Below are 24552 nucleotides of genomic sequence, written 5' to 3' on the forward strand. Positions count from 1 at the left end.
CCCCTTCATGCCTGCCGGGGCTGTCGTTTTTCCGAAGGTTGCACGGTCCGGCGCGGCTGGCAAGTCGCAGCCGCCCGATATATGGTTGACGCCAGCGCAGAGGAATTGGAAACCGCCATGGCCCTCAACCCCGTCGTCATCATTCCGGCCCGCATGCACGCCACCCGCCTGCCGGGCAAGCCGCTGGCCGACATCCATGGCGAGCCCATGATCGTCCATGTCTGGCGCCGCGCCGTCCAGGCCGGCATCGGGCCGGTGGTGGTGGCCTGCGCCGAGACCGAGGTGTTCGACGCCGTCCATGCCCATGGCGGCAACGCGGTGATGACCGATCCCGACCTGCCCACCGGTTCGGACCGGGTGTGGCAGGCGCTGTGCGCCATCGATCCCGAGCACGGCTTCAACGCCGTGGTCAATGTCCAGGGCGACCTGCCCACCATCGATCCGGCGGTGATCCGCGCCGTGTTCACGCCGCTGAAGACCAAGGGCGTCGACATCTCCACCCTGGTGACCGAGATCGCCGTGGAGGAGGAACGCGCCAACCCCAACGTGGTCAAGGCGGTGGTCGGCCTCGCCCCCGGCCAGGCCATCGGCCGGGCGCTGTATTTCTCGCGCGCCACCGTGCCGGCCAATGCCGGACCGCATTACCACCACATCGGGCTGTACGCCTATCGCCGCAAGGCGCTGGCCAAATTCGTCCAGTTGCCCCAGGGCGTGCTGGAACGGCGCGAGAAGCTGGAGCAATTGCGCGCCCTGGAGAACGGCATGCGCATCGACGCCGCCCTGGTTGACACCGTTCCGCTGGGTGTCGATACTCCCGCCGACCTCGAACGGGCCCGCGCCCTGCTGCGCTGAACGGTGAATTCCAAATGACCAGCACCCCCGATCCCAGCCGCGCCATTTCCTTCCAGGGTGAGCCCGGCGCCTATTCGCATCTGGCCTGCCGCAACGCCTATCCGGCCATGCAGCCGCTGCCCTGCGCCACCTTCGAGGACACCTTCGCCGCCGTGCGCGAGGGCCGCGCCCGCTATGCCATGATCCCCATCGACAATTCGGTGGCGGGGCGGGTGGCCGACGTGCATCACCTGATGCCCTATGCCGGGCTGCACATCATCGGCGAGCATTTCGAGCGCATCAGCCACCATCTGCTGGCGGTGCCGGGCGCCTCGCTGGAAACCATCAAGACGGTGAAAAGCCACGTCCACGCCCTTGGCCAGTGCCGCAACCTGATCCGCGAACTGGGCCTGAAGATCGTGGTCGGCGCCGACACCGCCGGCTCGGCCGCCGAGATCGCCGAGCGCAAGGACCCCTCGGTCGCCGCCATCGCCTCGGAACTGGCGGCGGAGGCCTATGGCCTGGTGTCGCTGAAGGCCGGCATCGAGGATGCCGAGCACAACACCACCCGCTTCGTGGTCATGGCCAGGGACGCGCTGGAGCCCAACCCCAACCAGCCCTGCATCACCACCTTCGTGTTCCGGGTGCGCAACGTGGCGGCGGCACTGTACAAGGCGCTGGGCGGCTTCGCCACCAACGGCATCAACATGACCCGGCTGGAAAGCTACATGGTGGGCGGCGAGTTCGCCGCCACCCAGTTCTTCGCCGACGTGGAGGGCCACCCCGCCAACCGCAACCTGCGCCAGGCGCTGGAGGAACTGGACTTCTTCAGCCACGAGGTGCGGATACTCGGGGTCTATCCGCTGCACCCCTACCGCATGCGGTCCAGGTGACTACCGCCGCATCCTGCGGAACAGCGGCCACGGCAACAGCCTGAGAATCAGCGCCGCCAGCAGCCAGCGGCGCGGCAGATAGGCCATGCCGGACGGACCGCCCAGGCGCGCGACCATGGCGCGGGCCACGGCTTCCGGGCGGACCACCAGCGGACCGGGACGCTCGTTTCCCAGCATGGTGGTGTCCATGAAGCCGGCCCGATAGAACTGGACGCGGCAACCGCCACCGTCCAGGCGATGCCGCAACGCCTCGAAATAGAATTCCAGGCCGCGCTTGGCCGAACCGTAGACCATGTTGCGCGAACGGCCGCGAACGGCGGCCACCGACCCCACTCCCACCAGATGGGACTGACCGTTCCGCATCAGGTCGGGCAGGAAGGCGTTGATGATCGATGCCGGCCCGGTGAGGTTGACGTCGATCAGGCGGCGCAGCGCCACATCCTCCATGATTCCGGCATCGGCGTCATCGCCTAGACCGGCAACCATGAACAACGCATCGAGTCCCCCCATCCGTTCCAGCACCCCGGTCCGCAGTTCCGCAACGTCGGGGGCGGCCAGATCCGCCTCCAGCCACTGGACGCGGGCATCGAAGCGTATGGAGAGATCGCGGGCCACCGGGTCGAGATCGCGGCCGTCGCGGGCCACCAGCATCACCTCGTGCCCGGCCTCGGCCAGACAGCCGGCCAGGGCGCGGCCCAGTCCGGCCGAGGCGCCGATCACCACCGCCTTCACAGCCCGATCCTCCGCGACAGCGAGGACTGCATCAGCCGGTCGGGATCAAAGGCCAGCAGGCGGGACCGGAACGTCTCCAGCCCGGAATACTGCGCCGCCACGGCGGCGGCGGGCAGGCGGGCGTCCTTCAAGATGTTGGCGCGGCAGCCCAGTTCGACGTCCAGCGCGTCGAGATCGGCGAACAGCGCCAGGGCGGCGCGCCCCCGCGCCACCTCGATGGCGAGGCTGAGCCCGTCGCCCTCGAAACGCAGCAGGCACGGCGCGCCGCCGAACGGCTTCATCACGCACAACCCCGGCGTGACCGAGTGACGGTCGAGCAGATGGCGCAGGCGGGCGATGTAGGCTTCGGCCATGTCCCAGGGGATCAGGGTCTGATGCTCGATGAAGCCGTTACGGCCATAGAGATAGAAATATTCGGGATTGGCCGCGAAGGGGAAGGTGGCGGCGGCGGCGTCCTGGCTCTTGGTGCCGCGCCACCGCCACGCCTGCATCCGGTTGAGGACGGCGATACCGGCACGGTTCATCACGCCCACCGGCAAGGCACGACGGTCCTGATCCAGTGCCCGGCAACGCCCCGGAATGGCGGCGACCTTCGGTTCATCCAGGTGACGGCCGACAAACACCAGCCCGGCGCCGGATCGGCCGGGCATCGCCAGATCGTGCCAGGAATACAGCAGGTCGGCCCCGTCCTTGCGGACCGCCAGAATTTCCGCCGCCTGCTCCAGCGAGTCCACCTTGACCGGCTCGGTCACCACCGGCCCGCCCGGCAGCGGCAGCAGCCGCAGGGTGACCGACAAAATCCAACCGGTCAGGCCAAAACCGCCGATGGTCAGCTCCAGCAGGTCGGGCCGTTCATCCGCCGACAGGCGCAACCGGCCATGGGCGGGATGGGCCAGTTCCAACGCCGTCACCCAACGACCGAAGCAGCCATGGGCCAGCGGATTCTTGCCGTGGACGTTGCCGGCGACGCAGCCGCCGACGGTGATGTCGGGATAACCCGGCTGCACCGCCACCAGCCAGCCGCGCGGCGCCAGGAACTCGAACAGACGGCCCAGGGTGATGCCGGCCTCGACGGTGATGGCGCCCTGGACCGGGTCGAAATCCAGGATGCGGTCGAAACGACGCATCTCGACGCTACGCACACCCTCGCCGAAGCTGGCGCCGGCCAACGACAATCCGGCCCCCATGGGAATGCATGCCCCCTGCGGCATCCGGTCGAAAAAGCGGTAGCGGTCAGGGCTTTCACGCCAGCCCAGCGCGCTTTCGCCAAAGCCCAGGCAGTGGAAAAGACGCCGGGCGGGAACCGTCATCCCGCCATCCGCATGTTGGTCTTGATCAGCTTGATGGCGCCCTTGGCCTTGGACATGAACTGATAGAGCGAGCCGGTCTGGATCACGCTGCGCAGAATGTAGCGCGGCCGGAAATAAAAGCGGCGATAGGACCATTTCTGAAGATTGACCAGGGTGGCGAGGTCCATGAACTCGTTCCAGTGATCGACGATGAAGTCCTTGGACGGCGCCTTGGCGAAATCCTGCCAACGGCCGGCGGCGATCACCCCCTGCCTGACCGCGTTCTCATACATCTCGGTATTGGGATAAAGCTTGAGGACCGACACCTGGGCGTAATCGGGGTCCAGTTCCATCAGGAATTCGATGTTGCGCCTGACGTCGGCCGGGGTCTTCTCGAACGGCTGGCCGATGATGAAATCGGCGACGGTGAGGATGCCCAGCTCGCGGCACCACATGAAGGCGTTGCGCACCTTCTCGGTGGTGGTGGCCTTCTTGAGGATCTTCAGTCCCTCGTCGCTGCCGGTCTCGACGCCGAACGAGATCATCCGCAACCCCGAAGCCTTGGCGCGGACCAGCGAGGCGCGGCTGACGGTATTGACCCTGCCGCGGAAATCCCAGGTGATCTTCAGCTTGCGGCGGTCCAGTTCGTCGCAGAACGCCAGCACCTTCTTCTCGTTGATGTTGAACAGATCGTCGTAGAAACGGAATTCCTTGTAGCCCATGGCCAGGCATTCCTCGATCTCGTCGCAGACGCTGGCCGGCGAACGTTCGCGGTAGCTCTTGATGGGAACGTCGCAGAAGGTACAGAGATAGGGGCACCCCCGCGACGACAAGATGGTGGCCAGATCGTCGGTCGAGCCGATGATGTTGTGATAGCGGTATTGGCGGATGTACTTGCGGTTGACGCGAGGCAGGCTCTCCAGGTCGTCGACATAGGCGGCCGGCACGTTGACGCGGGCCAGGAACCGCTTGTCGCGCACCGGGTTGTTGAGGTGATGCTTGATGGTCTCGCTGGTATAGACGCCCTTGATGTGGGTAAAGTCCTCGCCCTTCTCCAGGCAATCGACCAGCTGGGTGAACACCTCTTCGCCTTCGCCCACCACCACCGAATCGAATTCCGGCAGTTCAGCCGCCTCCTTCGGATAGGCGATGGGATGATGACCGCCCAGGCAGAGGTGGACGTGGGGCACCACCTCGCGGATCAGCCGCGCCGTCAGCACCACGTCCATCAGGCAGACGGTGAAGCTGGTGATGCCGGCCACGTCGGGACGGATCTCCTCGATATAGGCCTTCAACTCCGGATACCCGATGCGCTCGGCGACGCAATCCTTGAAGAACAGCTGGTGACCGGTGGTCCTGGCCTCCAGATGCGACAGCACGTACAGCGCCCCCAGCGGCGGAAAGTCGCCGAACGAATCGGCCTCCAGAAACTCCTCACCCTTTTCGTCGGGGTTCTCGATGACCTTGTTCCGATCCGGGGGGTTGATGATCAGGATGCGCATGGACCTGCCTATTTCTGCCAGACGGCGAGGACGGAGCGGCCGAAGGAATACCCGGCCAACGGGTCGGCCAGACGTGACAATGGCACCATCAGACGGTCCCAGGTCAACACTTGGCTTTGTGTGGGCATTCCCGACCGCAGCAGCAGGCGGTTGGCCAGCGAGGCCAGCAGCCCCACCGAATCCAGATAGCGGACCCGGACCGGCCGCGCCGCCGACGGAGCGATCGCCAGCAGGCCGGCGCGATGATAGCGGCGGAAGTGCCCGACCGCCTCGTCGAACGGAGTGAACAGCCACGCAAATGCCGGCGACAATACGATCAGATGGCCGCCGGGCCGCAGCAACCGCCATGCCCCCTCAAGCTCGGCCGCGTCGTGCTCGATATGCTCCAGCACGTCGATATAGACGACGCTGTCGCAGCAGGCCTCCCGCCCCTGGGCCAGAAGATCGGCGACGATTCCAGCTTCGACCCGGCAGGCGGCGGGCAGGCGGCCGGCGGCGATGCCGTCCCCGATGGCGGCGGCCATGGCCGGATCGGGTTCGAGGCACAGCCACGAGCGTTGCCCGGAAAACAGCAGGGCGGTGGTCCCCCCCAGGCCGGCCCCCACCTCGATGGCCTCGTCTCCGAGATAGGGCCGGATCTGGCCGGCGAAATAGCGCTTCCAGTTCAGGGCATGGGCGAACAGCGTCAGTTCGGCGCCCTGGTAGTCCATGGTGGTGGCGGAATCGCTCATTCGACCAGCGTGTCGATGCTTTGCACGTACATGTCGGCGTGCAGATGGGGAATCATCGGCATGTTGCTGCGTTCCTGCAAGGTCAGCAGGCTGGTGGACAGCAACCCGAACAGCACCGTCAACAGCGACAGCGCCAGAAAACCGATCATGTTCGACGCCCAGCCCGGAATCATCCAGTCGCTGCCGCTGAAGCGGATGATCACCACGCCCAGGGCGGCGATGCCCGTCACCGCCATGGCCGCCAGCGACAACCGCACCAGGACCGTATCGGAAAAGACGGTGATGGCCTGCATCCCATGCAGGATCAGGCTGACGAAATTCATCTTGGGCTGCCCCTCGTAGCGCCGCCCGCGAATGGTGGAAACGGTGTGGATGGGCAATTTGGAACGCAGGCAGGTGGCCGGCAGGCTGTTCCACAGATTAGGCATGAAGGACAGCCGCCGCGCCGCCGCCACCGTCATGGCCGAATAATTGCCGAATGACAGCCCGACTCCGGTCAGGCGGCGGAACAGCGACTTGTAGATGGCGTAGAACACCCGAAACACCCTGCCTTCGGAGCGCTTGGCCCGATGCGCCAGCACGATGGGCGCCTGACGCCGGGCCAGTGCCTCCAGCAGGCGGGGCAGGTCGGCGGGATCGTCCTCGCCGTCGCCATCCATCACCACCACGGCATCGACGCCGTCGCGCTTGGAGGCCAGGCTGAGACCGATGGTGATCGCCTTCTGATGGCCCAGATTGCAGGCAAGGCGGACAATGTCCACTCGCGCCACCCGCTGGAAGGCCGAACCGGCCCATTGGGCACGGTCCACCTCCACCGACGATCCGTCGTCGATCGCCAAAATCGTGGCACTGCCATCGAAGCCGGCAAGAGTGGCGTCGATATCATTGACGAGATGGCGAAACGACGCCCAGTCATTGAAGATCGGAATGACGAAAAGAATATTCATGGAACCATGCATCGCCGGATTTGCAGCGGCAGAATACGACGTATCCCCCCCCGCTGTTCAAGTTTTCGTTTCGGCCGGCCCGGGCTTGCCGCTGAGGATGCGGCAGAGTACAAGCATCCCCATGCGCAACCGGCCGGAATCATCCTGACATGTGCGGCCTCGCCGGCCTTTTCCTGCCCCGGACCGTTCCCGTGGTCGAGGCCGACATCGCCGCCATGCTGGCGGTGATGCGCCATCGCGGCCCCGACGGCGCCGGCCGCCACGTCTCGGACGACCGCCGGTTCCAGGCCGGCTTCACCCGCCTCGCCATCATCGACCTCGCCACCGGCGACCAGCCGCTGGTCCGGAACGGCGGCGAGACCGTGCTGCTGGGCAATGGCGAGGTCTACAACTACCGCAAACTGCGTTCGGAGTTGAGTATCCGGGGCCATGTCTTCCGCACCCAGGGCGACATGGAAGCGGCGCTGGAATGCTTCATCGCCCGGGGACGGGGCTTCGTCCACGACCTCAACGGCATGTACGCCATGGCGCTGTACGAGCGCTCGTCCCACCGCCTGCTGCTGATCCGCGACCGCCTGGGCGTCAAGCCGCTGTACTGGGCGAAAGCGGCGGGCGGCGGCATCGTCTTCGCCTCCGAGATCAAGGCGCTGTTCGCCTCGGGCCTGATCGCGCCCCGGATCGACCAGGACGCGGTGGCCACCTTCCTGGCGCACGGCTACGTGCCGGCGCCGGCCACCCTCTATGGCGGGGTGTTCAAGCTGCCGCCGGCCTCGATCCTGAGCGTCGAATCCGATGGCACCATCGCGGTCGAGCGCTATTGGCGGCCTGCTCCCGCCGCCGGCCTGCCCACCGACGAGGCCGGCATCCGCGCCCATCTGGTGGAGATCCTGGACGACGCGGTGGGGCTGCAACTGCGCTCGGACGTGCCGGTGGGCGCCATGCTGTCGGGCGGCCTGGATTCCGGGCTGCTGGTGGCGCTGGCGGCCGGGCGGCTGGACCGGCCGCTGAAGACCTATACCGTGCGCTTCCTGGGGGCCGGCGTCGACGAGACGCCGCTGGCGGCGGCGGTGGCACAGCGCTACGGCACCGACCACACCGTGTTCGAGCTGGAGACCGGCAGCGCCGCCCAATTGCTGCCCCGCCTCGCCTGGCACGCCGACGAGCCGTTGGCCGACGCCTCGCTGCTGCCCAATCACCTGATCAATCAGGTGATTGGCCGCGAAACCCGGGTGGTGCTGAACGGCACCGGCGGCGACGAACTGTTCGCCGGCTACGGCCGCTATTTCCGGCTGCCGGTGGAAGCCCGCTGGCTGCGCCTGCCGCGACCACTGCGCCGGCTGGCCGAATCCCTGGTGGGGACCGTCAACCCCTTCCTGGCGTGGCAACTGGCCCGCGCCGAAAAGTTCGACACCGATCGCGGCGGCTATTTGCACGACCATTCCACCTTGTTTCCGCCGCCGGTCCGCGCCCTGCTGGGCGGCAGCCTGCCCGGCGCGGCGCCGGCCCAGTCGCGCTTCTTCGCCGAGTTCGCCGGCCCCGCCGACAGCGGCGCGCTGTATGCCGAGTTGCAGACCTATCTGCCGGAAGACCTGCTGTGCCTGCTGGACCGCACCACCATGGCCCATTCGGTGGAGGGCCGGGTGCCGCTGCTGGACCACCGGCTGGTGGAGGCCGCCCTGGCGGTGCCGCCCGCCATCCGCACCCCCGGCGGCCGCCAAAAGGCGCTGGAACGCGCCATCGCCGCCGATTACCTGCCCGAGGCGCTGCTGAGCGCCCCCAAGCAGGGCTTCGCCTCGCCGGTGCCGGCCTGGTTCGCCCAGGGCGGGCTGACGCCGCTGGCGCGGCGGCTGCTGACCCGGAAGGAAACCCTGGAGCGCGGCTGGTGGAGCCGGGACGGCATCGAACGCCTGCTGCGTGATCCCGGCCGCCACGCCTTCCGCCTTTACGCCCTGCTGGCGCTGGAGCTGACGGTGCGGCTGCATGTGGAAGGATCGCATGCCGAGGCGCCCGCCTTCGGACTGGCGGAGATGGCCGATGGCTGACCTCGCCGACGTCTCGGTGGTGATGCCCGCCTTCAACGCGGCGGCGACGGTGGAGCGCGCCCTGGCCTCCATCGCCGCCCAGACACTCCGGCCGCGCGAGGTCATCGTGGTGGACGACGGCTCCACCGACGACACGGTGGCGCGGGTCCGGTCCATGATGGGGCACATGAACGGCATCCGGCTGCGGCTGTTCACCCAACGCAACGCCGGCGCCGGAGCGGCCCGCAACCGGGCGGTGGCGGAAGCGGCGGGTGGCTGGCTGGCCTTTCTCGATTCCGACGACGAGTGGCTGCCGGCCAAGCTGGAGCGTTCGCTGCGGGTCTCGCAAGACGGCGGCCTGATCATGTCGTCGCACAACCTGTTCAACGTCGCCCCCGACGGGACCGAGACCCTGAACGACAGCCGTGCCCGCTGGCTGCGCGATCCCTCCGATCCCTACCGCACCTTGTTCCTGCGCGGCTTCATCTCGTCGTCCACCGTGCTGGTGCGGCGCGACGCGGTGGTGGCGGTGGGCGGCTTCGACGACACCTTGCGCTCGGCCCAGGATTACGAATTGTGGCTGGCGGTGCTGGCCGGTGCCGGCCGGCGGTTCGAGACCTTCGCCGATCCGCTGCTGCGCTATACCCTGGCACCCGAGGGCATCACCAGCCGCATCGACCGCAAGGTGGCGTGCTCGCTGGCGATTCTCCACCGCCACATGGGCATCCTGAAGCGCCTGCCCGGTCCGGTGCTGGTTCCGGTGCTGCTGCGCGCCCTGATCATCCATTACGAGGCGGTGCAGGGCTACCGCGTCCGGGGCGAGTGGGCCGGCGTCGTCCGTCAGCTGGCGCTGTGCCCGCTGCGCCTTGCCGAAATGCTGATCCGCCTGCCCTTCGCCGACGGCGACCGCCCCGATTTCCTGGCGCGGCTGAAACCGGCCGAGGAGGTGAGCCCATGTGCGGCATAGCCGGCCTGTCGGCCGCCACCCCCGACATCCTCGCCCGGCTGGGAGACATCCTCGCCCATCGCGGTCCCGACGGGTCGGGGACGTTGGTCTGCGAGCGTACCGGCTTTGGACTCGTCCATACCCGCCTCGCGGTGATCGACCTCAGCGAGGGCGGCCGCCAGCCCATGGAATCGCCATGCGGCCGCTGGGTGATCGCCTTCAACGGCGAGATCTACAACCACGCCCAGTTGCGGGCCGAGTTGGAGGGGCGCGGCCATTCCTTCCGCAGCGCCAGCGATACCGAGGTGCTGCTGGCCCTGCTGGCCGGCGAGGGCGAGGCGGCGCTGAGCCGGCTGGTGGGCATGTTCGCCTTCGCCCTGCTGGACCGCCACACCGGGCGGGTGCTGCTGGCCCGCGACCGGGTCGGCATCAAGCCGCTGGTCTATGGCGCCCTGCCCGGCGGCGGACTGGCCTTCGCCTCCGAGATCGCGGCGCTGAAGACGGTGCCGGGCATCGACCTGGACACCGACCGCCGGGCCATGAGCGAATTCCTCGCCTGCCTCTACGTGCCGGCGCCGCGCACCATCCATGCCGGCATCAGGAAGCTTCCCCCCGGCCATGTCCTGCGCTGGAGCCCCGGAACCGCCCCGGTAATCGAGTGCTGGTGGCGGCCCGCCTTCACCGGAGGCCGCGCCCTGTCGGTGGACGAGGCCACCGAGGAGCTGATGCCGGCCCTCCGGGCCGCCGTGCGGTCCTGCATGGTGGCCGACGTGCCGGTGGGTTGCTTCCTGTCGGGCGGCATCGATTCCTCGGTGATCGCCGCCCTGATGGCCGAGGCGCGGGGCCGCAATCAGGTTTCCAGCTTCACCATGACCTTCGATCAGGCCGCCTATGACGAGCGCGACGCCGCCAAGGTGGTGTCGGCGCATGTGGGAACCCTGCACACCGAATTGCCGGCCTCGGCCGGGCTGGTGGACGGGCTGGACCGCATGATCGCCGCGTTCGGCGAGCCGTTCGGCAATCCCACCGCCCTGCTGATCGGCGATCTCGCGGCCAGCGCAAGACGCCACGTCACCGTGGCGCTGGTGGGCGACGGCGGCGACGAGGTGTTCGCCGGCTATCCCCGCTATCACGGCGGCCTGCTGGCGGCCAGATGGCGGCGGATTCCGGTATTCCTGCGCAAGGGAGTGATCGAGCCCGCCGTGGCCCTGCTGCCGGAAAGCTCGTCGGGCAATCATTCCCTGCGCCGCATCCGCGAATTCGTCGCCGGCGCTGGCCTGGAGGATGCCGAGATGTACGCCTCGTGGGTGGAATACTTCCCGCCCGGGGAGCGCCGGGCCCTGCTGGGCGGCGGCCTGCCGTCCAGGCCCATCGCCGATCTCTACCGCGCCACCGGGCGGACCGATCCGCTGGATGCCATGCAGGAGACCGACCTGCTGTCGTTCCTGCCCGGCAATCTGATGGCCTATGGCGACGCCATGAGCATGATGCACGCCCTGGAACTGCGGCTGCCGCTGCTGGATCACCGGCTGATCGAACTGGTGCAGGACCTGTCGGCCGGCCTGCGCTTTGCCGCCGGCAAGAAGACCCTGCTGAAATCGGCGGCGCGCCGCCTGCTGCCCGCCGCCATCGTCGACCGGCCCAAGCTGGGCTTCAACCCGCCCATGGGGTTGTGGCTGAAAAATGAACTGGCCGCCATGGTGGCCGAACGGCTGGTGCCGGAGCGCATGGCCGCCCTTGGCCTGGACTGGCCGGCGGTGGAGCGCCTGCTGGCCGAGCACCGCGCCGGCCGCCGCGATTGCTCGCTGGCGGTGTGGGCGCTGCTGGTGCTGGAACGCTGGGAGGCGACGGCGGCATGATCACCACCGCGCCGCTGCCCCGATGGTCCGACCTCGCCCGGCTGGCCCGCGCCGTTCCCGCCGATCCGGTGGCGATCTCGCCCTGGCTGAAGCCGTGGGATTCGGGATTCCTCACGCCCCGCACCGCGTGGTCGCTGGCCGCCATCGCCGGGGCGGTGTCGACGCGCGCCGGCCTGCCGGCCCGCGTCCTGCTGCCCGGCTGGATCTGCGATCAGTCGCTGTGGCCGCTGCGCCGGACCGGGGCGGAGCTGACGTTCCTGCCGGTGCTGCCCGACGGCGGCATGGACTGGGCCGCCGCCGAGGCGCTGGGCGGCATCGACGTGGTGGTGGTGGTTCATACCTTTGGCCGTCCCGCCGGGATGGATGCGGCCCGCGATTTCGCCAGCCGGCGCGGCGCCCTGCTGGTCGAGGACGCCGCCCATGCGCTGATGCCCGGCCCCGGCATTCACGAGGCCGGCGACATGGTGCTGTATTCGCCGCACAAGCTGCTGGCGGTGCCGGAGGGCGCCGTCCTGGCGGTGCGTCCCCGCGCCGGGGAGTGGAGCGGCTCCATCGCCGATTCCCTCGGCCGGCCGGCGACGGCGGCCAATGACCACCGCTGGCTGGCGCGGCGCCTGATTCAACGGCTGATTCCCGACATGGCGCGCCGCTGGCTGCCCCAGGGCGGCCAGACCGATTTCCTGACCGATCCGCCGACCATGGACATGGCGCCGCCCGAGGCGCCGTCGGGGCTCTCCCGCCGGCTGCTGGCGGCGGCCGACCCCGAGCGCGAGGCCGGGCGGCGCCAGGACAACGATGCCGCCCTGCGCGAGGCCCTCGCCCCCCTGCCCGACCTGCGGCCGCTGTTCGCCGCCGGCGATTGGGTACCCTACCGGCTGGCGCTGCGGGCCGCCTCGCCCAAGGCGGCGGCCTTGCGCTACCAGGCGCTGCGCCGGGCCAGGCTGCCGGTGGAAAGCTGGCCCGACCTGCCGCCCGAGGTGCTGGCCGATCCCGCCCATGCCGAGGGCGCGGTGCTGCTGCGCCGCTCGGTCCTGCTGCTGCCGGTTCACGGCGCCCTGGAGCCCGGCCGTCTGGCGGCGGCCTATGCCAAGGTGTTGCGATGAGCCTTCTGGTCGAGTGGAACCTGCTGGACCGTCCCGCCTGGGAATCCCTGTTCGCCCAGGCCGGGCGCTCGACCCTGGTGCAGAGCTGGGCCTGGGGCGAGGCCAAGCGTGCCGTCGACGGCTGGCGGCCCCATCGGGCGGCGGTGATCTGGGCGGGCCAGCCGGTGGCGCTGGCCCAGGTGCTGGAAAAGCGGGTGGGTGGGCTGGTCCGGATCGGACGGCTCAACCGCGGCCCGGTCTGGCTGCGCCACGACCTGTCGGCCAAGGACAGGCTGGTGGTGATCGAGGCGCTACGCTCGCGCTGGCGCTGGTACAAGCTGGCGGCGCTGGCGCTGGCCCCGGAACTGCCCGAGGGCGTCGTGGTGCCGGGATTCCGGCCGCGCGCCGCCGATCGCTGGTGCTCGGCCTGGCTGGACCTGACCCAGCCGCCCGAGACCCTGCGCAAGCGCCTGGACGGCAAATGGCGCAACATGCTGAACGCCTCGGAAAAGGCCGGCCTGCTGGTGGAGGCCTCGCCCGGCTATCTGCCCTGGCTGCTGGACCGTTACCGCGAATTGCTGCGCGACAAGGGCTTCGGCGCCACGCCCCCGGCCCTGGTGGAAGCGCTGGCCGAGCACGCCTTCCGCCCCGACGACATGCTGGTGCTGCGCGCCCAGAGCGCGGCCGAATCGGGTGGCGGCCACGATTCGGTGGCCGGCATCCTGCTGGCCCGCCATGGCGATGCCGCCACCTATCTGATCGGCTGGAGCGGCGACGACGGCCGCCGCCTCAAGGCCAGCAACCGGCTGCTGTGGCAGGCGGTGGTGGACTTGCCCCGGCTGGGGGTGCGCTGGCTCGACCTGGGCGGCATCGACGACAAGCTGACGCCGGGCATCGCCGCCTTCAAGCGCGGTATGAACGGCGAGGAATACCGGCTGGCCGGCGAATTCATCGGGGCGTGACGCCCTGTTCCTCGGCCAGCATCTCTTCCAGCGCCGCCGCGTCCTCGGCCTCGATCACGGCGCGGCAGATTTCCCAGGGAAAGCCGGCCCGGCCCAGGGCGGCAAGGTCGCGGTCGCGGAATTCCGCCCGCTTGCCGCCGGCGCGGAACGGCCCCAGCCGCCGCCGCCGCGCCAGGGCGATGGCGGCGGCCCGGTCGGGAACCGGATGGGATTCGGCCAAGGTCTCCAGCGCCGCCTCGGCGGTTTCGGCCTCGACCCCCTTGGCCGCCAGGGTGGCGCGGATGGTCCGCAGGCTGCCGCCCCGGCGGTGCAGGGCGCGGACCCTGGCCTCGGCATAGGCGCCGTCATCGAGATAGCCCAGCCCCGCCAGCCGGGCGATCACCGAATCCACCACCTGGGCGGCGTCGGACCGCTCGCCGCCCCAATGGGCCAGCGAGCGGTCGGCCTTGCGCATCAGCACCCGGCGGAGATTGGCCCTGGACGACGCGAAGCGTTCGAGATAATGCAGCGCTGCATTCTCGATATAGGATGCGGTGATCTTGGGCGGCGGACGCCGCTCGGTCCGGGTGGTCATGGGAAGAGGTATAGCATGAGAGACGACGCCAATCCCCTGCCCCCGCCGCCGCGCAGCTACGGCGCCGTCAACTGGCTGGGAGCCTGGACCCTGTTCATGAAGGAGGTCCGCCGCTTCCTCAAGGTCTATTTCCAGACCATCATGGCCCCGGTGGTCACCACCTTGCTGTTCCTGGCGGTGTTCTCGCTGGCGCTGGGCCCGGTCGCGGCCGAGGTCGGGGGGGTGCCGTTCATCCAGTTCCTCGCCCCCGGCCTGATCATGATGGCCATGGTCCAGAACGCCTTCGCCAATACCTCGTCGTCGCTGATCATCGCCAAGGTCCAGGGCAACATCATCGACATGCTGATGCCGCCGCTGTCGGGCATCGAGATGACCCTGGCGGTGGCGCTGGGCGGCGTCGCCCGCGGCCTGGCGGTGGGCTGCGCCGTCACCGCCGCCATGGTGGTGTTCGTGCCCATGCAGGCCTCGGCCCCCGGCCTGATCGTCTATCACGCGGTGATGGGCTCGCTGATGCTGTCGCTGCTGGGCATGCTGGGCGGCATCTGGGCCGACAAGTTCGACCACATGGCCGCCGTCACCAATTTCATCGTCACGCCGCTGTCGTTCCTGTCGGGCACCTTCTATTCCATCGAGCGCCTGCCCGAGAATCTGCACGCCTTCGCCCTGGCCAATCCGTTCTTCTACATGATCGACGGGTTCCGGGCCGGCTTCATCGGCCACGGCGACGCCCCGGCGGCGGTGGGCGTGGCCGTGGTGGCGGTGGCCGACTGCCTGCTGCTGGCCGCCACCTGGCGCATGCTGGCCACCGGCTACAAGCTCAAGGGATAGGCCCGATTTTCGAACCATGCCAAAAATTAAAATAGGGTGAAGACCTGAGGGCAGTGTCCGCGCTATGATGCGTCCTCAAAGTCTGTCAGAGCATCAGGGGAGAAACCATGGGCTCGTGGCGGGGATGGGTCCTGGCGGCTTCGTTCGCCCTTTGGCCGGGAATTCCGGCCGAGGCGGCGTGCACGGCGAAGCCAGCCAGCCCCTCGGAACTCGGCCAATGCACCGTCGCCGCCCAAGCGGGCGACACGGTCGCCGCCTTATGGCTGGGCGACGTCCTGGCCAATGCCGCCAGCCCGGCCTACGACCCCGCCGCCGCCATCGGCTGGTGGGAGCGGGCGGCGAACGGCGGCGGCACCACCGCCCTGCGCCGCCTGTTCGACGCCTACTGGTATGGCCGTGGCGCCGATAGGAACGCCGCCCTGGCGCGTTCCTATCTCGACCGGGCCGCCGCCCAGGGCGCGCCCTGGGCGCGGCTGGTCCGCGCCTACCTGCTGGAAGGCGAGGACGGCGCCGCCGCCGCCGAGCTGTATTCCTCCCTCGCCGCCGAGGGGAATTGCCTGGCCCAGCTGCGGATGGCCCACGGCCACGATCGCGGCGGCTGGCTGGAAAAGAACCGGTCGCAGGCGCTGTTCTGGGTGATGGTGGCGGCGGGCAGCCGCCGCGACCTGGGCCGGCCGGAAAGCCATCCCCTGTTCGAAAGCCGTTTCCGCTACGGCGATTGCGCCGCCGAATCCTATTTTCTCAAGGCGGAGCTGGCCAAGGCGATTCCCTCCGACCTGCTGGCCAAGGTCGAGACCTCGGCGGCGGCGTGGCGTCCCGGACGCCTGCCCGAACGCCAGGGGCCGGTCGAGGTTCCCGCCGCCCTGGGAGTTCCCCCCGCCGGCCATGGCGCCGTCGCCGCCGAGGCCGCCAAGCTGCCGCAATGGCAGCCGCTGCCGGCATCGCTGCGCCGCTCGCCCGGCCGCGCCCGGATGGGGGCCGAAGACGTGTTCGCCACCGTCGGCCGGTCCGTCCATGTGGTGGTCGCGGCGCGCAACGACGACGATCTCAGGGAACGCAAGGTCCGCTATGGCTCGGCCGTCGCCATGGATGAACGCACCCTGGTCACCAATTGCCACGTCATCGCCGAAATGGCGTCGGTCTGGCTGCGCCAGGGCCGCCAGATGGTCCGCGCCACGCCGTCGGGCGGCGATTCCGAAACCGACCGCTGCCAGCTGACGGTGTCGCCGGGCCGGCTGTCGGCGGTGCCCGGCGTGCGGTCGTGGGACGACCTGAAGGTGGGCGAGACCGTCTATTCCATCGGCGCCCCCAGGGGATTGGAGGCGACGCTGGGCCAGGGGCTGGTGTCCGGCCTGCGCAGCATCAAGGGCATCCGCTACGTCCAGACCAGCGCCCCGATCTCGGCCGGCTCGTCGGGCGGCGGCCTGTTCGATTCCGCCGGCAATCTGGTGGGCATCACCACCTTCCACATCCGCGACGCCGACGGTCTCAACTTCGCCATCGCGGTGGACGATTTCTTCCGCTGATCCGGCGCCCCGGCGTCACAGCGCGTGCATCACCGGCCCGGCATTGCCGGTGGTCAGGTTGCGGTAGCGGGCCAGGGCCCACACCGGGAAGAACTGCCGGTAACCGTGGTAGCGCAGGTAGAACACGCGGGGAAAGCCGACGGCGGTGTAATGCGCCTCGTCCCACAATCCCTCGTCGTTGCGGGTGCGCATCAGATAGTCGACGCCACGCGCCACCGCCGGATTGGCGACCTCGCCGGCGGCCATCAGGCCCAGCAGAGCCCAGGCGGTCTGGGACGGCGTCGACACCGTCGCCTCGCCGCGCGGCTGGTCGGTCCAGTACGAGCGCCCGTCCTCGCCCCAGCCGCCGTCCTCGCGCTGCTTCGATTCCAGCCAGCGCACCGCCTTGCGCATGGCGGGATGGTCGTGGGCGATGCCGGCGGCGTTCAGCGCCGCCAGCGACGACCAGGTGCCGTAGATGTAATTGGTGCCCCAGCGGCCGAACCACGAGCCGTCGGCCTCCTGCTCGCGCAGCAGGTAATCGACGCCTTCATGCGCGGTCACGTCGGAATGACGCTTGCCCAGGACCGACAGCACCGAGACGCAGCGGGCCGACACGTCGGCGGTGGGCGGGTCCAGCAGGGCGCCGTGATCGGCGAAGGGAATGTGGTTGAGGTAATAGGCGGTGTTCTCGGCGTCGAACGCCCCCCAGCCGCCGTCCTTGCACTGCATGCCGCGCAGCCACACCGCGCCCTTGCGGATGGACTCCCCGTAAGCCTGCGGATCGACCCGGTCCAGCGCCGCCATCACCACGGCGGTGTCATCCACGTCGGGGTAATGGGGATTGGCGTACTGGAAGGCCCAGCCGCCCGGTTCCAGCCCGGGGCGCTGCGCCGCCCAGTCGCCGACCACGTCGGTGATCTGGCGTTCCACCATCCAGTCGCAGGCCTTGCGGGCGGCCGCCTCGGCCTCGGGGCCGCCGACCTCCAGCATGGCGTGGGTGGCCAGGGCGGTGTCCCAGATCGGCGACAGGCAGGGCTGGACCCAGGCGCGCTCGCCCTCCTCGACGATCAGGTTGCGGATCGACTGCTTGGCGATGACCACGCGGGGATCGTCCTTGGGCACGCCCAGCACGTCGTACATCAGCACCGAATTGACCATGGCGGGAAAGATGGCGCCCAGTCCGTCGATTCCGTTCAGGCGTTCGTCGACGAAGGCGACGGCCCTGTCGATGGCCCGCCGGCGCAGTCCCTTGGGAAAGAAGGGGAAAACCTTGTGCAGCACCCGGTCCAGCGCCCGGAACACATAGGCCCAGTTGGAGCGCGCCTCGTCCAGGTACCAGTTGGTCACGGTCTCGGGCGGGGTGACGAACAGTTCCGGGATATTGACGTTCAGCGGGTTGCGCGCCCTGGGGCGCAGGCTCATCAGCACCACCAGCGGCACGATGACGGTGCGCGACCAGTAGCTGACCTTGTCCAGGTGGAACGGGAACCACTTGGGCAGCAGCATGATCTCGACCGGCATGATCGGCACGCCCCGCCACGGGATCTGTCCGAACAGCGCCAGCAGGGTACGGGTGAAGACGTTGGAGGCGGCGGCGCCGCCATGGGCCAGGATCGCTTCCCGCGCCGTCCTCATGTGGGGCGCGTCAACGTCGTCGCCGATGGCCTTCAGCGCGTAATAGGCCTTCACCGAGGCGCTGATGTTGAGGTCGCCGCCGTGGAACAGCGGCCAGCCGCCGTGGGTCCGGTCCTGGATGTCGCGCAGATAGACGCCGATGCGCCGCTCCATCTCGGGATCGCGCTCGTCGAGATAGTGCAGGTACAGCACGTATTCGGCCGGGATGGTGGCGTCGGCCTCCAGCTGGAACACCCAATGGCCGTCATCCCTCTGCTTGGCCATCAGGGCGGCGGCGGAGTCGCTGATCACCTTTTCGAGGGAAATCTTTTCGCTGAACGACACGGTCGACCTCTTCGAATAATTGCCCTCAATCGCCGGGCGCCGCCTCCGGCGGCTTGGCTCCCGCGGCATAAGCCGCGCCGGGCTTTGCCCGCAACTCCTCGCCAATGACGTCGTCATCGGCTCGTCGATCATTGCCTACAGCAAGCCGTGGCGGATGATGCACCACACCTTGAATCCCTTGGACAGCTTCACCGGCGGGTCGCGGGGAACGAAGCCCTCGGCTTCGACCTCGCGGAATATCGCCCGGTACATTTCCTTCATCAGGGTCGCCGGCCGCATGGCGGCACGCGAGCATTCGGCCATGCCCCGGTCGGAGTCCTCGAAATAGCGCCGGGCGGTGGCGCCGAGATCGCGGCACGCCGCCACCAGGTTCGGATGCGCCAGCACCTCGGCCGGATCGCGGCTGGCGATGCCGTGGGCGCTCAGCAGCTCGTCGGGCAGGTAAAGACGGCCGATCCGTGCGTCCACCGCCACGTCGCGCAGGATATTGGTCAATTGCAGCGCCATGCCGGTGGCGTTGGCGACGTCGAGCGAGCGCGGCCGCATCTCGCCGAACACCCGTACCGACAGCCGCCCGACGGCGCAGGCGACCCGGTCGCAATACAGCTCCAGATCGGCCATGGAGGGACGCACCATCTCGTTGCGGCCGTCCATCTCGCAGCCGGCGATGACCGCGATGAAATCCTCCCTGGGCAAGGCGAACTGCCGCACCGGCCCCGCCAGGGCCAGGGCGATGGGATGGGCGGGGCGGCCCTGGTAGAGGCGGTCGATCTCGTCGCGCCATTCGGCCAGCTGACGCCGCTTGGTCTCGGGATCGCCCGGCTCGTCGGCGATGTCGTCCACCTCGCGGCAGAAGGCGTAGATGGCGTACATGGCGAAGCGGCGCGGCCGGCTCAGCAGCCGCATGCCCCAGTAGAACGACGACCCGGAGGCGCGGACCTTGTCGGCGACCATGGCGTACTGGCCGGCGTCGATCGCCAGGGCGGTCATGACGACGGTCCCCCGGACCCCTCGGGCGCGGCGCCGGCAAGGCCGTCCTGGATGCGGCCCTTCCACTCGCCGCCACCGCCCTGCCAATAGCGGACCGCCGAGTGGATGGTGGCGCCCAGATAGAACAGCGCCACCGCCGGCAGCAGCGGCGCCCAGAACGGCGGCAGGCGGTAATGACGGATCATGGGCAGATAGGCCAGGGTCATGGCCGCCCAGGCCAGGGCGCCGGCGGTCGAGCCGCCGTGGCCGCGCAGCGCCAGCAGCGGCGGCGCCACGAATACCAGCAGCATGGACGCCACCGTGCCGGCCAGCAGCACCGGCGAATGGCGCAGCTGGGTGTAGGCGGAACGCGAAATCATCCGCCACAGGCCCTCGGGACCGTCATAACCGCGCAGGGACACGGTCTCCTCGGCGAGATCCAGCGACAGCCTTCCGCCCTTCTCCTTGACCCTGGCGGCCAGGGTGCAGTCGTCGATCAGGGCGTCCCGGACGGCCTTGACGCCGCCGATGCGCTCCAGCATGGCCGGGCGGATCAGCACATAGCCGCCCGCCGCCGCCGCCGTGGTGCTGCGCGGATCAGACACCCACGAGAACGGATAAAGCATGCGGAAGAAGAACACGAAGGCCGGCACGATCGCCTGTTCCCACAACGTGCGGGCGCGCAGCCTGACCATCAGCGACGCCATGTCCAGGCGTTCGCCCAGCAGCCGGGCCACCATGTGGCGCAGTTCGCCCTTGCCGTGGCCGATATCGGCGTCGGTCAGCAGCAGCAATCCGGCATCGGGACGCAATGCCCGCGCCGTGGCGACGCCGTGATGCTGCGCCCACATCTTGCCGGTCCAGCCCGGCGGCAGGTCGGGAGCCCGAACCACGGTCAGCCGCGCCGCCACCCCCAGGGATTCGGCGCGGGCCTGGGCGATCTCGGCGGTGCCGTCGCCGCTGTGATCATCCACCACCACCACCGACACCCGACCGGGATAGTTCTGCGACAGCAGCGATTCCACCGCGTCGCCGATCACCGTTGCCTCGTCGCGGGCGGGAATCACCGCCACCACCTCGGGCCATTCGGCCGGAGGGGGCCGGCGGACAGCCGGCTCGACCCGCCAGAAGCCGCCCCGCATGGTCAGCAGCCAGCCCCAGGCGGCCAGCGCCATCAATCCGGCGAGGGACGCGAGACTCATGACACATCCCCCTTGGCCTGGAACCATTCCACCGCCGCCTTCAGCGCCTCGTGCGCGGAACGGTGGCGGTAGCCCAGCTCGCGCTCGGCCTTGGCCGAGGAGAAGAACATGTGCCATCGCGACATCCTAAGGCCATCGACGGTGACGAACGGCTCCTTGCCGCTGATCCGCGCCCAGGCCTCGGCCGCCACGGCCAGCGGATAGAGCGGCGCCCGGGGCAGCTTCATCACCGGCGGACGTCCGCCGGTGATCCGGGCGATCTCGGCCAGGATGCCGGCCAGGCTCATGTTGTCGCCGCCCAGGATGTAGCGCTCGCCGACGCGGCCCTTCTCCATGGCCAGCAGATGCCCCTCGGCCACGTCCTCCACATGCACGATGTTGAGGCCGGTATCCACATAGGCCGGCATGCGCCCCGAGGCGGCCTCGACGATCATGCGGCCGGTGGGGGTCGGCTTGACGTCGCCGGGACCGACGGGGGTCGAGGGATTGACGATCACCGCCGGCAGGCCGTCCTCGGCCACCATGCGGCGCACCGCCTCCTCGGCCAGGAACTTGGACTGCTTGTAGGGGCCGACCTTGTCGGCGATGGTGCTGGGCGTGTCCTCGTCGGCCGAGCCGCCCTCCACATGCCCCAGGGTGGCGACCGAGGAGGTGTAGACCACCCGTTCGACCCCTTCCGCCAGGGCGGCCCGCATCAGGGCGCGGGTGCCATCGACATTGGCCGCCATCATGGCCGCCGGATCGGGAACCCAGATGCGGTAATCGGCGGCGGCGTGAATCAGGCGGGCGCAGCCGTGCATGGCCCGGCGGAGCGAGGCCTCGTCCTCCAGCCGCCCCTCGACCACCGCCACCTTCAGGCTGGCGACGTTGTGGCGGTTGGAGCCGGGCCGGGCCAGCACGCACACCGTCTCGCCGCGCGCCAGCAGGGCGCGGACGATGGCCGAACCGACGAATCCGGTTGCCCCGGTGACGAGATACTTGCCGGTCATGCGCGAACAACCCGAAAAACCCGGACGAGGAATCGTCCAGGCGAACGGCAGCTAGTTACAACGTTTGTGGGGCGATTCGCCACTGATTCTTTGTATCGCCGGGCAGGGTCGCCGACGGCGGCGGATACGCAAGCGGGGCGGCCGGTCAGACCGGCCGCCCCTGCCCAAGGACGATGATGGTTCCGGACGGAAAGGCCCTACCCCGCCCGGACCTGCTGGATGAAGCCGTCCACGGCGCCGCGCAGGCTTTCCGATTGCTGGGCCAGTTCGCTGGCGGCGCCCAGCACCTGATTGGCGGCGGCGCCGGTTTCGGTGGCGGCGTCGCGGACCCCGGCGATATTGCTGGAAACCTCCTGGGTGCCGGCCGCCGCCTGTTCCACATTACGGCTGATCTCGCCGGTGGCGGCCGCCTGCTCCTCGACCGCCGAGGCGATGGCCGAGGAAATGGCGTTGATGTCGCGGATAGTGCCGACGATGTTGCCGATGGCGTTGACCGCCAGATTGGTGGAGGTCTGCACCGCGCTGATCTGCTGGGAGATCTCCTCGGTCGCCCGCGCGGTCTGGTTGGCGAGGTTCTTGACCTCGCCCGCCACCACGGCGAAGCCCTTGCCGGCCTCGCCGGCGCGGGCCGCCTCGATGGTGGCGTTCAGCGCCAGCAGGTTGGTCTGGGAGGCGATGTCGGTGATCAGGCTGATCACCTGGCTGATGCGGGTCGCCGCCTCCGACAGATCCTGCACCCGCCTGTTGGCGTCCTCGGCCTGGCCCACCGCGCTTTGCGACGAACTGGCCGCCTGACTGACCTGGCGCGATATCTCGCCGATGGAGCTGCTCAGTTCCTCGGTGGCGGCGGCGACGGTCTGGACGCTGGCCGTCGCCTGATCCGACGCCGAGGCGACGACGGTGGACTGGCGCGAGGTCTGTTCGGCGTTGGCGCTCATGGCGCCGGCGGTGGTCTGCATCTCGGTCGCCGCCGACGACACCGAATGGACGATGCCCTTGACCGAGGCCTCGAACGAATCGGCCAGGGCCAGCATGGCGCGGCGGCGCTCCTCGGCGGCGCGAAGCTCAGCGGCCTTGGCCTCCTCCTCCATCTGCCTGTTGCGGATCATGTTGTCCTTGAACACCTGCATGGTCCGCGCGATGTCGCCGACCTCGTCGCGGCGCGACGCGCCGACCACCTCGGTGGTCAGGTCGCCCTGGGCCAGACGCTGAAGCGCCGCTACGATCATCCGGATCGGCTGGGCCACTCCCTTGGTGGAAATCAGCATCCCCAACACGACGCCGATGACGATTCCGGCCAGCGCCGCCGCGATCAGCAGGGTGCGCATGCTGTCATAGGTCGCGTCGGCGGATTGGGCGAACTGTTCCGACTTTCCGTCGGTGAACTCGATATAGGCCCGCATGGAGTCCTGGAGCCTGGCGGCGGCGGCCCGGCTGGCCATGGCCGAGGCCGAGACCTCCTGCTGGCCGCCGGTGATCTCCACCTTGCCGGCATGCTGTTCGGCCTTGGCCAGGGTGTCGTCCAGCTCGCGCAGATAGGCCTTGTAGGCCGTCTCGACCGTCTTCAGCAATTCGGTCTGGCGCGGGCCGGCGGTGGCCATAACCTGTTTCAGCCGGCTTTCCACCAGGGCGCGCTGTTCGGCGACGGCGCTCTTGGCCTCGCGGACGTTCTCCTCGGTCAGGGCGGCGGCGGCGCGGAATTCGGCCCGGTTGAGCGCCAGCACGTTGCCGTTGATCCGGGCCCCCAGGACCGCCTCGGTCCCGGCCAGATGCATCTCCTCGGAGGCATTGTGCATGCTGGACAGGGATGAAACGCCGGTGACGGCGATGCCGGCCATGAATGCCGCCATCAATCCGACGATCAGAAGGATTTTCGCGCCGATTTTGATGTTTGACAGAGTCATGTCCCTAGCTCCGACCAGTGATGTTCATTCATCATCATACTGTTCGGATATGGGCCAAGGTTGAATACGGGCAATATTCTACATACATACGCCCTATATCGAATTACAATAATACCGGAGCATCCATATTACATTCTGTTCAAAGGACAATTTCTCCTGTTCGGCGCCTGTTAATACTTAAGCGCCGGCCCATAGTAATACCATTGCCCCTTGGATCAGATGCCCGATCCGGCCTCGATGATGCCGGTCTGGCGTTCCACCTCCACCAGCAGGCGGTGCAGGCCGGGTTCGGCGAACCCGTCCTTCTCCAACTGGCGGATGGTGTTGATCAGGTAGTCGCGGTTGAGGCCGGCCCGGCCCTCGGCGTCCATGATGATGGCCGCCGCCCGTTCCAGCGGCATGGCGCCGGCATAATGGTGGTGGGCGGTGTCGGCGACGAAGGTATAGGCCTCCACCGTCGCGCCCCCATCCAGCCGCACCGGCAGGGTGCGGGCCTGGTAGGCGTAGCCGATCAGTTCGCGTTCGTCGAGGTAGTCGATCACGGCGGCGGCCCGCTCGCCCGGCACCCGGAAGGCCAGTCCCCGGCACGACCCCCCTTTGTCCAGCCCCAGCACCAGCCCCGGACGCTCGGGCGTGCCGCGCCAGTGCCGCGACCAGACGCAGAAGTCGCGGCGCCAGCCCTCCAGCACGGCCGGGCGGACCTCGTCGTACTCGAAGCCGGGCCGCCACATCAGCGAGCCGTAGCCGAACACCCAGAGGTCGTCATGATTTTTCATGGCGGCACAATGACAGATGGCGCGTCCGCCATCCAGGGCCGAGAAACG

21 protein-coding genes are annotated in these 24552 nt (G+C 68.9%); 9 read left to right on the top strand and 12 right to left on the bottom strand.

Translation table 11 applies throughout. From position 1 onward, the window contains the following. Nucleotides 1-117: 117 nt before the first annotated feature. Nucleotides 118-852, top strand: coding sequence for a 3-deoxy-manno-octulosonate cytidylyltransferase (locus MTBSS4_RS19250; RefSeq protein WP_173984982.1), 735 nt, complete (start codon nt 118-120; stop codon nt 850-852). 14 nt (nt 853-866) lie between these two features. After that, nucleotides 867-1724 carry a prephenate dehydratase gene (locus MTBSS4_RS19255; RefSeq protein WP_173984983.1) on the top strand — a complete coding sequence of 286 codons (858 nt, stop codon included), beginning with the start codon at nt 867-869 and terminating at the stop codon, nt 1722-1724. On the opposite strand, the gene MTBSS4_RS19260 is transcribed toward MTBSS4_RS19255, so the two are convergent. The 5 genes from MTBSS4_RS19260 to MTBSS4_RS19280 are packed head-to-tail and all read right to left on the bottom strand — an operon-like array spanning nt 1725 to nt 6925. Continuing rightward, nucleotides 1725-2456 (bottom strand): SDR family oxidoreductase, encoded by a 732-nt coding sequence (locus MTBSS4_RS19260; RefSeq protein WP_173984984.1) that lies wholly within the window; start codon nt 2454-2456, stop codon nt 1725-1727. Continuing rightward, nucleotides 2453-3766 carry an FAD-binding oxidoreductase gene (locus MTBSS4_RS19265; protein ID WP_173984985.1) on the bottom strand — a complete coding sequence of 438 codons (1314 nt, stop codon included), beginning with the start codon at nt 3764-3766 and terminating at the stop codon, nt 2453-2455. The genes MTBSS4_RS19260 and MTBSS4_RS19265 overlap by 4 nt, the downstream gene beginning before the upstream one ends. Then, nucleotides 3763-5247, bottom strand: a complete 1485-nt coding sequence (locus MTBSS4_RS19270; RefSeq protein ID WP_173984986.1) for a radical SAM protein — start codon at nt 5245-5247, stop codon at nt 3763-3765. Before MTBSS4_RS19270 ends, MTBSS4_RS19265 begins: the two co-directional genes overlap by 4 nt. Nucleotides 5248-5255: 8 nt before the next feature. Further along, a complete protein-coding gene (locus tag MTBSS4_RS19275) occupies nt 5256-5978 on the bottom strand; it encodes a bifunctional 2-polyprenyl-6-hydroxyphenol methylase/3-demethylubiquinol 3-O-methyltransferase UbiG (RefSeq protein ID WP_173984987.1) in 723 nt (240 codons plus the stop codon). Beyond that, a complete protein-coding gene (locus tag MTBSS4_RS19280) occupies nt 5975-6925 on the bottom strand; it encodes a glycosyltransferase (RefSeq protein ID WP_173984988.1) in 951 nt (316 codons plus the stop codon). Before MTBSS4_RS19280 ends, MTBSS4_RS19275 begins: the two co-directional genes overlap by 4 nt. Nucleotides 6926-7074: 149 nt before the next feature. On the opposite strand from MTBSS4_RS19280, the gene asnB (MTBSS4_RS19285) reads away from it, so the two are divergent. From asnB (MTBSS4_RS19285) to MTBSS4_RS19305, 5 genes are read left to right on the top strand one after another with little or no spacing between them, the layout of a single operon-like run. Beyond that, the gene (gene asnB, locus MTBSS4_RS19285) at nt 7075-8967 is read left to right on the top strand and encodes an asparagine synthase (glutamine-hydrolyzing) (protein WP_173984989.1); all 1893 of its coding nucleotides are present in this window, start codon (nt 7075-7077) and stop codon (nt 8965-8967) included. Beyond that, nucleotides 8960-9913, top strand: a complete 954-nt coding sequence (locus MTBSS4_RS19290; RefSeq protein WP_173984990.1) for a glycosyltransferase — start codon at nt 8960-8962, stop codon at nt 9911-9913. The genes asnB (MTBSS4_RS19285) and MTBSS4_RS19290 overlap by 8 nt, the downstream gene beginning before the upstream one ends. Then, nucleotides 9901-11751: an asparagine synthase (glutamine-hydrolyzing) gene (asnB, locus tag MTBSS4_RS19295; RefSeq protein WP_173984991.1), complete on the top strand. Its 1851-nt coding sequence runs from the start codon at nt 9901-9903 to the stop codon at nt 11749-11751. The genes MTBSS4_RS19290 and asnB (MTBSS4_RS19295) overlap by 13 nt, the downstream gene beginning before the upstream one ends. Beyond that, complete coding sequence (locus MTBSS4_RS19300; protein ID WP_173984992.1) at nt 11748-12854, top strand: DegT/DnrJ/EryC1/StrS family aminotransferase; 1107 nt, start codon at nt 11748-11750, stop codon at nt 12852-12854. The genes asnB (MTBSS4_RS19295) and MTBSS4_RS19300 overlap by 4 nt, the downstream gene beginning before the upstream one ends. Next, nucleotides 12851-13795 (top strand): GNAT family N-acetyltransferase, encoded by a 945-nt coding sequence (locus MTBSS4_RS19305; RefSeq protein ID WP_173984993.1) that lies wholly within the window; start codon nt 12851-12853, stop codon nt 13793-13795. The genes MTBSS4_RS19300 and MTBSS4_RS19305 overlap by 4 nt, the downstream gene beginning before the upstream one ends. Here the strand turns inward: MTBSS4_RS19305 and MTBSS4_RS19310 are convergent. Then, the gene (locus tag MTBSS4_RS19310) at nt 13782-14369 is read right to left on the bottom strand and encodes a regulatory protein RecX (protein WP_173984994.1); all 588 of its coding nucleotides are present in this window, start codon (nt 14367-14369) and stop codon (nt 13782-13784) included. The genes MTBSS4_RS19305 and MTBSS4_RS19310 overlap by 14 nt on opposite strands. Before the next feature lie 15 nt (nt 14370-14384). Between MTBSS4_RS19310 and MTBSS4_RS19315 the strand changes: the two genes are divergently transcribed. After that, nucleotides 14385-15197 (top strand): ABC transporter permease, encoded by an 813-nt coding sequence (locus tag MTBSS4_RS19315; RefSeq protein ID WP_254432665.1) that lies wholly within the window; start codon nt 14385-14387, stop codon nt 15195-15197. A 107-nt stretch (nt 15198-15304) separates the two neighbouring features. After that, the gene (locus MTBSS4_RS19320) at nt 15305-16723 is read left to right on the top strand and encodes a trypsin-like peptidase domain-containing protein (RefSeq protein ID WP_173984996.1); all 1419 of its coding nucleotides are present in this window, start codon (nt 15305-15307) and stop codon (nt 16721-16723) included. A 15-nt stretch (nt 16724-16738) separates the two neighbouring features. Here the strand turns inward: MTBSS4_RS19320 and shc are convergent, their stop codons facing one another. From shc to MTBSS4_RS19350, 6 genes are all read right to left on the bottom strand, one after another. Next, nucleotides 16739-18664 (bottom strand): squalene--hopene cyclase, encoded by a 1926-nt coding sequence (gene shc, locus MTBSS4_RS19325; protein WP_256367424.1) that lies wholly within the window; start codon nt 18662-18664, stop codon nt 16739-16741. A gap of 135 nt (nt 18665-18799) precedes the next feature. Beyond that, nucleotides 18800-19654, bottom strand: a complete 855-nt coding sequence (gene hpnD / locus MTBSS4_RS19330) for a presqualene diphosphate synthase HpnD (RefSeq protein ID WP_173984998.1) — start codon at nt 19652-19654, stop codon at nt 18800-18802. Then, nucleotides 19651-20835 carry a glycosyltransferase gene (locus tag MTBSS4_RS19335; RefSeq protein ID WP_173984999.1) on the bottom strand — a complete coding sequence of 395 codons (1185 nt, stop codon included), beginning with the start codon at nt 20833-20835 and terminating at the stop codon, nt 19651-19653. Before MTBSS4_RS19335 ends, hpnD begins: the two co-directional genes overlap by 4 nt. After that, nucleotides 20832-21824: a hopanoid-associated sugar epimerase gene (gene hpnA / locus MTBSS4_RS19340; RefSeq protein WP_173985000.1), complete on the bottom strand. Its 993-nt coding sequence runs from the start codon at nt 21822-21824 to the stop codon at nt 20832-20834. The genes MTBSS4_RS19335 and hpnA overlap by 4 nt, the downstream gene beginning before the upstream one ends. Nucleotides 21825-22021: 197 nt before the next feature. After that, the gene (locus MTBSS4_RS19345; RefSeq protein WP_173985001.1) at nt 22022-23728 is read right to left on the bottom strand and encodes a methyl-accepting chemotaxis protein; all 1707 of its coding nucleotides are present in this window, start codon (nt 23726-23728) and stop codon (nt 22022-22024) included. A 215-nt stretch (nt 23729-23943) separates the two neighbouring features. After that, the gene (locus MTBSS4_RS19350) at nt 23944-24504 is read right to left on the bottom strand and encodes a gamma-glutamylcyclotransferase (protein ID WP_173985002.1); all 561 of its coding nucleotides are present in this window, start codon (nt 24502-24504) and stop codon (nt 23944-23946) included. Nucleotides 24505-24552: the final 48 nt, after the last annotated feature.

Source organism: Magnetospirillum sp. SS-4 (genome assembly GCF_902729425.1).
Taxonomy (GTDB): Bacteria; Pseudomonadota; Alphaproteobacteria; order Rhodospirillales; family Magnetospirillaceae; genus Phaeospirillum.

What these genes read in the sequence shown, in the direction of transcription:
- hpnA (WP_173985000.1), bottom strand. Translation starts at nt 21,824, where the DNA reads ATGACCGGCAAGTATCTCGTCACCGGGGCAACCGGATTCGTCGGTTCG.
- MTBSS4_RS19310 (WP_173984994.1), bottom strand. Translation starts at nt 14,369, where the DNA reads ATGACCACCCGGACCGAGCGGCGTCCGCCGCCCAAGATCACCGCATCC.
- MTBSS4_RS19270 (WP_173984986.1), bottom strand. Translation starts at nt 5,247, where the DNA reads ATGCGCATCCTGATCATCAACCCCCCGGATCGGAACAAGGTCATCGAG.
- MTBSS4_RS19335 (WP_173984999.1), bottom strand. Translation starts at nt 20,835, where the DNA reads ATGAGTCTCGCGTCCCTCGCCGGATTGATGGCGCTGGCCGCCTGGGGC.
- MTBSS4_RS19290 (WP_173984990.1), top strand. Translation starts at nt 8,960, where the DNA reads ATGGCTGACCTCGCCGACGTCTCGGTGGTGATGCCCGCCTTCAACGCG.
- MTBSS4_RS19280 (WP_173984988.1), bottom strand. Translation starts at nt 6,925, where the DNA reads ATGAATATTCTTTTCGTCATTCCGATCTTCAATGACTGGGCGTCGTTT.
- MTBSS4_RS19300 (WP_173984992.1), top strand. Translation starts at nt 11,748, where the DNA reads ATGATCACCACCGCGCCGCTGCCCCGATGGTCCGACCTCGCCCGGCTG.
- MTBSS4_RS19345 (WP_173985001.1), bottom strand. Translation starts at nt 23,728, where the DNA reads ATGACTCTGTCAAACATCAAAATCGGCGCGAAAATCCTTCTGATCGTC.
- asnB (WP_173984989.1), top strand. Translation starts at nt 7,075, where the DNA reads ATGTGCGGCCTCGCCGGCCTTTTCCTGCCCCGGACCGTTCCCGTGGTC.
- MTBSS4_RS19315 (WP_254432665.1), top strand. Translation starts at nt 14,385, where the DNA reads ATGAGAGACGACGCCAATCCCCTGCCCCCGCCGCCGCGCAGCTACGGC.
- MTBSS4_RS19275 (WP_173984987.1), bottom strand. Translation starts at nt 5,978, where the DNA reads ATGAGCGATTCCGCCACCACCATGGACTACCAGGGCGCCGAACTGACG.
- MTBSS4_RS19320 (WP_173984996.1), top strand. Translation starts at nt 15,305, where the DNA reads ATGGGCTCGTGGCGGGGATGGGTCCTGGCGGCTTCGTTCGCCCTTTGG.
- MTBSS4_RS19350 (WP_173985002.1), bottom strand. Translation starts at nt 24,504, where the DNA reads ATGAAAAATCATGACGACCTCTGGGTGTTCGGCTACGGCTCGCTGATG.
- MTBSS4_RS19250 (WP_173984982.1), top strand. Translation starts at nt 118, where the DNA reads ATGGCCCTCAACCCCGTCGTCATCATTCCGGCCCGCATGCACGCCACC.
- MTBSS4_RS19255 (WP_173984983.1), top strand. Translation starts at nt 867, where the DNA reads ATGACCAGCACCCCCGATCCCAGCCGCGCCATTTCCTTCCAGGGTGAG.
- MTBSS4_RS19265 (WP_173984985.1), bottom strand. Translation starts at nt 3,766, where the DNA reads ATGACGGTTCCCGCCCGGCGTCTTTTCCACTGCCTGGGCTTTGGCGAA.
- hpnD (WP_173984998.1), bottom strand. Translation starts at nt 19,654, where the DNA reads ATGACCGCCCTGGCGATCGACGCCGGCCAGTACGCCATGGTCGCCGAC.
- asnB (WP_173984991.1), top strand. Translation starts at nt 9,901, where the DNA reads ATGTGCGGCATAGCCGGCCTGTCGGCCGCCACCCCCGACATCCTCGCC.
- MTBSS4_RS19305 (WP_173984993.1), top strand. Translation starts at nt 12,851, where the DNA reads ATGAGCCTTCTGGTCGAGTGGAACCTGCTGGACCGTCCCGCCTGGGAA.